The sequence below is a fragment of the Porcibacter vitabionis genome, from assembly GCF_046263795.1.
Taxonomy (GTDB): Bacteria; Bacillota; Clostridia; order Lachnospirales; family Lachnospiraceae; genus Lachnocurva.
Map to the genome: position 1 here is coordinate 189,253 of NZ_JBJYZD010000004.1, position 7,121 is coordinate 196,373.

Annotated in this window: 3 protein-coding genes; all 3 read left to right on the forward strand. The window is 49.6% G+C overall.

Annotated elements, in window-relative coordinates; all coding sequences use genetic code 11:
* Nucleotides 1-14 precede the first annotated feature (14 nt).
* Nucleotides 15-1,700, forward strand: coding sequence for a hypothetical protein (locus ACKX2L_RS05200; RefSeq protein WP_497550557.1), 1,686 nt, complete (start codon nucleotides 15-17; stop codon nucleotides 1,698-1,700).
* 92 nt (nucleotides 1,701-1,792) lie between these two features.
* Nucleotides 1,793-2,566 (forward strand): DUF6063 family protein, encoded by a 774-nt coding sequence (locus tag ACKX2L_RS05205; RefSeq protein WP_497550558.1) that lies wholly within the window; start codon nucleotides 1,793-1,795, stop codon nucleotides 2,564-2,566.
* Complete coding sequence (locus ACKX2L_RS05210; protein WP_497552757.1) at nucleotides 2,563-6,981, forward strand: coiled-coil domain-containing protein; 4,419 nt, start codon at nucleotides 2,563-2,565, stop codon at nucleotides 6,979-6,981. The genes ACKX2L_RS05205 and ACKX2L_RS05210 overlap by 4 nt, the downstream gene beginning before the upstream one ends.
* Nucleotides 6,982-7,121 lie beyond the last annotated feature (140 nt).

Below are 7,121 nucleotides of genomic sequence, written 5' to 3' on the forward strand. Positions count from 1 at the left end.
GCTAAGGAGAAAACATGCATTACGAATTTCTGGATCAATTCGCAAGAAGAATGAAGTATGTCGGCAGATATGCGGTCCTTCTTCGCATGAGCATGAATAAGCAGACCTGGAAGCAGTACGGATTCGATGATAGTGATGAAGAGATCAATCTGCTTTTTTCTGTTCTCCTCTATATCATGGAACAGTCCTTAAAGGATGAAAACTGTACGGTAGACGACATCGCCGCCTTTATCGATGACCTGAACACTTCTTATTTCCGGAAAGAAATTGGCTATGATGAGTGTCGCACTCTTTCCGACTTTATCATCAACGTCATCCTGTCAAACGAGGGCCAGAGCATGTCTTTTCATGGTTTTGATTTCACCGAAAGACAGTACCGGGATCTCCCCGTGAGCTTCGTCAATAACAAAGTCGTCTATACCGACGGCGATGTCCGGAGGACTTCCTACTATCTCACAGAGGATGGCTATAATCTGGTTTTGTCCACACTGGAAATCGAGGACAATCTGAAGCTCACCGTCCATGAGATGATATTCGAACTGCATTTAAAAAAGCAGAGCTATGATAAGGCCGTTTCCGATATTCGGAATGTCTTCCAGCTCTTGCAGATCCAGCTGCGAAAAATTCAGGAAGCCATGGTTCGAATCCGGCGGAATGCACTCAACTATTCTGTGGAAGAATACCAAAAGATCCTGAATGAGAACCTTGACACGATCAGTGAGACCAAGGACAAATTTACGGCCTACCGCCGTCAGGTCCGCGAACGGTCCAGGGAAATGGAAGAAATGGACTTGAATGTTCAAAGGCTTACAGACAAGGAAAGCAAAACACTTGCCAATCTGCGCCAGATCGATGATTACCTGAGTCGGGCCCTGGATGAGCAGCAGAAGATCTTAGAGTCCCATCTCGATCTGAAATCCCTCTATACCCATGAACTGGAACAGCTTTCACAGATGTCTATGATAAGGCGGTTTTCTTTAACAGCTGACCTCTATGACAAGGTTCTCGATGATCCATCGGTTCTGGACCGGATGGACATCTTCTTTCGCCCCCTGTTCCGTCAGAATCCGGAGAAAATATATCTGCCGGACAAATCCTTTGCCCCACAGCGTCCCATTCGATCGAGGGTGGCTGAGGAAGACGAGGAATGGATGGATCAGGAAGCCGAGGACAATCAGGCAGAAGAACGAGAGCGGATCCAGGAAAAACTGGCATTGTATCGTAAGAGCGTGTCTGCTCTGATTGGCGAAGCTATCCATGGACATCTGGAAGGTCTGACCGATCGGGAAGGCCACAAGAGATTCGCTGCCACCTGTTCCCTGCAGGAATTGGCAGATAAATGCTCAAACGATCCGGATCTGCAAAAAGCGATCATTCCGGATGCCGACAAATTCAAGGAGATCATGGTGGAATTCCTGAAAAGCAGGACCTTCGATATCGATGAACTGCAAAAAGAACGAAAAGAGAATCTCCAGGAAGAAGCGAGAACATTCTCTTTGTCAGAAATATTGCTCGATCTGGCTGATGAAATGAAAGATCACCGGCTTTATCAGGTCGAAGCCATGAAGATTGATGATGGCAGTATTGCAGAATTTCGAGGTGTCCCTTATGGAGATGACATGAATGTCGATATCCGCTGCTCCAATTGTCTGATTCGCATTCGTTGGGAGGATTCGAATGGATATCCCAAGCCGGAATAGAAGCCTGAGAGCAAAGCGGTTTCCACAGAGACAGCATACAAGAACAAAACGAAAGATTAATGGAAATCAGACCATACACGGGAGGTTCGGTCATGGCATATGATATGAAAGAGATCCGGCTGAGCCAGGAGATTTTCGTACGTCTCCTGGAAAGCCACGAGCTCTGTGAGGAAGATTCCGGCGAACTCTTCGACGCCTATACAACGAGTGAAGAAGTTCAGAATCTGACCAAGTCTCAGGGTGATGCAATGGATGCAGATGTCGAGCAGTACGGGGACACCATCTATCTCATTCCCCGCGAAGACAATCATTTCCTTGGCTATTCCAAGGCACAATTGAAGCAGGAACTCTGCCGGGCCAATGCGACAGACAAGGATTACTATTTGAGCCAGTTTGTGATCCTTACCCTCCTCACTCTCTTCTATGACGGCCAGGGAGCAACCGCTCACACCCGCGACTTCATACGGGCGGGTGAATTGCAGAACGTGATCTCAGAGCGACTTCGCGAGGGGGTGAGTCGGTTCAATGAAGAGGAAGAAAGGGAACATGGTCTATCTTTCTCAAATATGCAGGAGGCCTATGAGCAGCTGCGCTCGGATGAACGCGGCTCCCGGGCTCGTACGACCAAGGAGGGCTTCCTCTACTACATCCTGAAATTCCTGGAAAAGCAGGGGCTCATCGACTACATCGAGAAGGACGATATGATCAAAACGACGAAAAAGCTGGATCAGTTCATGGACTGGAACCTTCTGAACCAGAACAATTACCAGCGGGTTCTCCGCGTTCTCTCGTCTCTGGAGGAAACGAAGACCAAGACCAAAAAGGAATCAAGTGCAAAGGCCAGTCAGAGGGAGGAGCAGTCATGAGTAAAATCAACCGTCTCAGGATCATCAATCTAAAATACAATCATGATTCCATTCAGGTTGGAGACGAAAGCTTTGACTTCAATGGCCAGAGCACCCTTCTGACCCTTCGAAACGGCGGCGGTAAGACCGTTCTCGTCCAGATGATGATGACGCCCTTCGTTCACAGGAGGTATCGCGATCTCGCAGACCGGCCCTTCGCATCCTATTTCACAACTTCCCGCCCGACTTTCATTCTGGTCGAGTGGAAACTCGATGGCGGCGGTGGCTATGTCCTGACTGGCATGATGGTCCGCCGAAATCAGGAGGCAGAGTCGCCGGAAGAACTGGACATCACGAATTTTATTTCCGAATACCGGCAGAGCGATCCTCTGGATCTCGCCCATATTCCCATCACGGAGAAGACGGCCAAGGGCGAAGTCCTGAAGGGCTATGCCCAGTGCCGTCAGCTTTTCGATAACTGGAAGAAGGAATCCGGGACTGCCTTCTTCTGCTATGACATGAACCAGCCCGCCCAGTCCCGCCAGTATTTTGACAAACTGGCCGAGTACGATATTTATTACCGGGAGTGGGAGGCTATCATTCATAAGGTCAATCTCGAAGAATCCGGCCTGTCCAATCTCTTCTCGGACTGCAAAAATGAGGCCGGTCTGACCGAGAAATGGCTTCTCGACACCGTTGAGAAAAAGCTCAACCGGGGCAGGGATGCCATGAAGGAATTTCGCTCGATCATGGGGAAATATGCCATCCAGTATAAGGACAACCAATCCAAGATCAAACGAAGGGATACGATCGAGATCTTCCGCCAGAAATCAGAAGAAATACAGACCCAGGGTCAAGCCTGCCATGCTACCGAGCAGGACTTAAAGCAGCAGGAAGACGACATTGCCTGCTTTCGGGACAGTCTCCGGGATCTTCTGGAAAAACAGACCGAGAAGGAGTCTGCCCTTCGGATGGAGGAGGAGACCATTGCCAATGAAGTCACGCTTCTGCATTATCAGAAATTCTCCGCAGAGATCGTCCGAAACGAAAAAGAACAGACGGAAAATCAGGCGGAAAAAGACGCTTTGGTGGAGAAAAGAAATTCCCTTTCCAACGAGCGTTCCCGGGCAGAACGAAAGCAGCATCTCTATGTCTGTGCCAAACAGCAGGAAGAACTGAATGAGGCCATAGAGGATCTGACAGAGACGGAAGAAAGCCTTCGTCTCCTTCGAGAAAAGACCCGGGATCTGGCCCCGGAGCGAGAAGAAATCGGAGGTAAACTCGCGGGTTTCTATTCTGTTAAGATCAAAATGAAGGAAGCGGCACAGGCCGAGGCCAAAGAGACTCTCCAAAGACTGGAGGCGGACCGGCTTTCTTCCAAGGATCAGGAAAGCAAGGCGGAATCGTCCCGCCAAAAGCTGGCCGGTGAGCTCGGTGTGATGAAGGAGCGGATCCGGCGGTTTGACGAATCAGAGGAGCGGTTCAACCGCCGTTACCGGGCCTCTCTTTCCAGGAATATTCTGGGAGAATATGAAGAGGGCCTTCTGACAGAAGTCTCCCTGGCCTGGCAGGATCAGAAGAAGAAATTGGAAGAGGAAGGTCGAGAAGCAGCGGCTGCGAAAACAGATGCTGAAGGGGAAATGGAAGCCTGTCGGCGCAGACTGGAAGAGATCCGCCGGAACAAGACCATTCAGGAAGAAAACCTGCGCCAGTCGGAAGAGAAAAAAGCAGCATTTGAACAGGAACTCTCGGAACGAGAAGAGATCCTCCGCTATTTCGGCATTCCTAAGGACAAACTTTTTGACACAAAGAGGATCCTCGAGGCAGCCGATGCCAAACTCCATGAAATCGAAGAGATCCGAAAGAACATGGCTGTGAAGCTGAGCCGTTTGGAAGGCGAATACCGCCAGCTGAACGGCGGTGAGGTCGTCGAATTGTCCGACGATTTCCGCCATATGCTTGAAGAAGCCGACATTCACTATCTCTATGGCATGGAATGGCTGGCAAAAAACAAGAATACAGAAAGTCAGAACCGCCGCCTGGTCTGCCGGTATCCTTTCCTCCCTTATGCACTTCTGATGAGCGCATCAGAAGCTGACCGGCTCCGCCATCTCACCATAGAAACACATACTTCCACCCCGATTCCTATCCTGATCCGGGAAGATCTGGTCGATACAAGGGAAGCAGGGGGAAAAAAGGAAACCGCTGCAGAGGAATCTTATGTCATCGATTTCGATCATGTAAGCTTCTATCTCTGTTTCAATGATGCTCTTCTGAACCGGAAAAAGCTCCAGGAAACGATCCGGGAAAAGGAGCAGGAGATTCAACGCATGAAGGATGACGCAGCTGTAAAAGACAGTGAATATCATACCTACTACGAACAACGTGGCATCATTGCTAATCAGAAGGTGTCCCGTGACTCCTATGATGCTCTGGTATCCGACATCCAGTCTCTTCAGGAAGCCATTGCCACATCCTTGTCGCGGATAGAGGAAATGCAGAAAAGGATCGAAGAAGATTCCGAAGAGATCAAAAAAGCGGAAGAAACCATCCGCGAAAAGGACCTTGCCATTCGAAAACTGACAGACCTTCTATCTGATTTTGAAAAGCTCTGCAGCGATTATGGGGAAACCCTGCAAATCATGCGCCAGCGGAACGAAGCCGTAAAGCGTGACCGGGAACTTGAGAAAGAGATCTATGATCTGAAAAACAAACAGGAAGAGCTGGAATCCTCCATTCGGAAAACGGATGCCTATCGAAGCACTCTGCAGATGGAGATGGAAACCCTCCGCCAGGAAGCTTTTGAATTTGCCTCCTATCAGGCTTTGGATGGGAATCTGAGGGAAGAAGAAGCTGCTGCGCTGCGGGCGCGTTACGATGTGATCACCTCCGGTGTCACAGGGGAGCAGAAGGAACTGGAGAAGAAGGTCAAACGGCAGACCGCACGGAAGCAGAAGAAAGAGAAGGAACTTTCCGGCAGTGCCAAAGAATACGGCTTTCAGGAAAAAGACTGGCGGGAGATTCGCTATGATCAGATGGAGGAACTGCGCCTTCAGAAGGAAGCCGCTGCCCTCCTGGAAGAAATGAATCAAAGACAGGCGGAGATCACCGTTTGCGAGAAAAAGGCCGGTGCCCTGGAGGAGAGAAAAAAGACCATCCTCTCGAATATGCAGGATATGACCGGAAGGGCCGAACCGCTTTTGGCATCCGAGATTCCCGTTATCGATTATGACCGGGCCATCGCAGACAAGAGACATAGCCAGAAGATCAAGGCCGAAGAAAGAGAGAAAGCGGAAAACCGTCGCCGGACCTATGAGGAGAACCTTACTGCCCTGGCGGAATTTGACGAATTGACAAGAAAAGAAGATAACCCTCTGGACGACAGCCTTTCCGGCATGAGTGATGCCATGATCCGTAAGCATCAGGGCGAACTGAAGCGGGACTATATTGGACTCCAGGATACCCTTCGGAAAGAACGGGAGAAGATCGGCCGCACGATCAGTGAGATCATGCGAAGCGAGGATTTGCAGGAAGACTTCTTCCAGAAGCCTCTCTCTACCCTCCAGTCACTTACCGGATCTGCGGAGCAGCTTTTAAACCAACTGCATATCATCCTGACTTCCTTTGATCAATTGATTGAGAAACTCATGGTCGACATTGCCCTGGTGGATAAAGAGCAGGCGCGGATCACAGAGATCATGGAGGATTATCTGCACCGGGTCAATACAGATCTCGGAAAAATCGATGATAATTCGACGATCACGATTCGGGAACGTTCGGTGAAAATGTTGAAGATCGGTACTCCGGATTGGGATGAAAACCAGGCCATGTATCAGATCCGTCTGCGCGATTACATCGATGATGTGACCGCTCACTGCGTCGCCTTGCTGGAAGAGAATCACAATATTGAAGAATATTTGGGGTCCAGGATCACGACGAAGGCTCTTTACGATGCTGTTGCCGGGATCCGAAATGTCACCGTGCGTCTGTATAAAATCGAAGCAGAACAGGAATATCCGATCACCTGGTCAGAAGTCGCGAAAAATTCCGGTGGAGAGGGCTTCCTCTCAGCCTTCGTCATCCTGACCAGCCTTCTCTATTACTTAAGGCGAAACGACAGCGACATCTTCGCAGACCGGAAAGAGACGAAGGTCCTCATCATGGACAATCCTTTTGCCCAGACCAATGCCTCGCACCTCTTGATTCCTCTCATGGAAGTCGCCAAGAAGAGCGGGACCCAGTTGATCTGCCTGACCGGCCTCGGCGGAGAGTCCATTTACAACCGCTTTGACAATATCTATGTCCTGAACCTGTATTCATCCAGCCTGAGAAGCGGCATGCGCTATCTGAAAGCGGAGCATGAAAGAGGCAGTGCAGACGAAAGCATGATGGTATCGAATGTACTGGTGACCGGGGAACAGATGAGTTTGTTTTAGCGATATTTCCGGCATAAAGTAAGTCCTCAATCACCGGTACCTTTTCAGGGTACCATATTTCTGCGATGATATCTCTATTTATTGACGAGTTGCACGACTTGCAAAAGTTGTGCAATGCTATGAAGGAGGTATTCGCATGT

Excerpts from the sequence above, each read along its gene's own strand:
- ACKX2L_RS05200 (WP_497550557.1), top strand. The coding sequence starts at position 15 with ATGCATTACGAATTTCTGGATCAATTCGCAAGAAGAATGAAGTATGTC.
- ACKX2L_RS05205 (WP_497550558.1), top strand. The coding sequence starts at position 1,793 with ATGGCATATGATATGAAAGAGATCCGGCTGAGCCAGGAGATTTTCGTA.
- ACKX2L_RS05210 (WP_497552757.1), top strand. The coding sequence starts at position 2,563 with ATGAGTAAAATCAACCGTCTCAGGATCATCAATCTAAAATACAATCAT.